General features: G+C 56.1%; 1 protein-coding gene. It reads right to left on the minus strand.

Features of this window, described 5'->3' with window-relative positions; all coding sequences use genetic code 11:
- Positions 1-19: 19 nt before the first annotated feature.
- A complete protein-coding gene (locus PY257_RS15790; RefSeq protein WP_275743548.1) occupies positions 20-1,057 on the minus strand; it encodes a hypothetical protein in 1,038 nt (345 codons plus the stop codon).
- Positions 1,058-1,440 lie beyond the last annotated feature (383 nt).

Below are 1,440 nucleotides of genomic sequence, written 5' to 3' on the forward strand. Positions count from 1 at the left end.
ATCCAACAACCGTTAAACCTCAGCTAACATTCAACCGCCTTGCACACAGAAATCCTGACACTCCCCCGCTGGTTTCATCAGGCTCATCGGCAAGGAGTTCCGACCAGCACTCGGATGTCAATGTGCTCCACCATGACTCGGGCTTTTCAAGTGCGAGACCATCCGAAGGCAAGTAGAACGCAGGCATCGAGCGCTCGAATGCCGTAGATACCTGGCAAGTCTGTTCTACGTGGGCAAGGAAGCCAGAGAGGGCTTCTCTTGTCGCATCAGTAGCCTGGTCGGCGAGTCTCCTTACCCCCGTCCTGAAACCATCCGCCAACTCGTCGGCAATCTTGTCCTGTATGCGCATTTGGAATTTTGCGGATACGCTTCCATCTTGCATCGGTGGAAAGCCGCAAGCGAGTGCCAGGGCCGACCCAGGCAGTAGTTCCTTGCTGTCCTTGTTGATCGAGTAGATACGGGATAGCAAGCGCCACGCAGCAATCCGAAGCCCCTCGCTGGGGTCCACTTCGTCGACAGCCATTGCCGCCCGCTTGACCATTGCCCTTGAATCATCGAGGAAATCGCCGCTTATCCCAGCATCACCGAGGCTCTTGTCGACCAGATCCTGGACAAAGCCGTCATCCCACCACTCTTCGAACGTCGCATGACCGGTATTGCTTGAGGCGCTGATGCCGAACTCGTCGGTCGTGGATGCCACTGACCTACTGCTATGCTGCCCCGGGGGGAGCAAGGCCACGAAACTGGCCGAGTTTGGGTCATTCCGGATATGCAGGAGATGGTTCTCGTCGCATTCCCCGGAATCCCCTATCCCAGGGTTTGCCTGCACCGCCGGGAGAACCAGCAATACAGGTATTTTCTTGGCTGCGCCATGCGAGTCGATTTCGATCCGTATGCCACCATCGACGGCCAGTGCATCGAACACCTGTTCCAGGATCTCCCGTGGAGGGCCGTGGAAAATAAACCTGGATTCAAGCTTGTCGCCTGATTGGCCAGTCACAGATCCCTGGACCTTTTCCTGGACATGTTTCGCCAGGATTTCTACGAGTCTATTCATTCTTTCTTGTCCAAGGACTGGTTGCCTGAGGGGAACGGTGGTAGCAAGAGCATTCCGCTTTCTGCATCCGGGCTATCGAGTACGAGTCCGAGCATCCGGAGTTGCATGCCCAGGTCGTTCCTTGCGATGTCATGCCTATCAATGACGACACCATAGGCTGCTAGATGCTGTTCGAGGCGATGGATCGATCGAGGTCCCCCCATGCCTGCCAGTGAGCAATGGACCAAGGCAAGAATCGATACAGGTCCAAGCGCAACTATCCACGGGCTCGATGGGCTGCTTCCCCTTTTCTTGAGTACGTAGCCTTGGTCATACCCCCTAACGTTCATGGTGCAGCTTCCCCCACCCCCGCTAATGAAAGAGACTATGGGCAGGCAGGCAGC

It is taken from the genome of Curvibacter soli (genome assembly GCF_029211125.1).
Lineage (GTDB): Bacteria > Pseudomonadota > Gammaproteobacteria > Burkholderiales > Burkholderiaceae_C > Curvibacter_A > Curvibacter_A soli.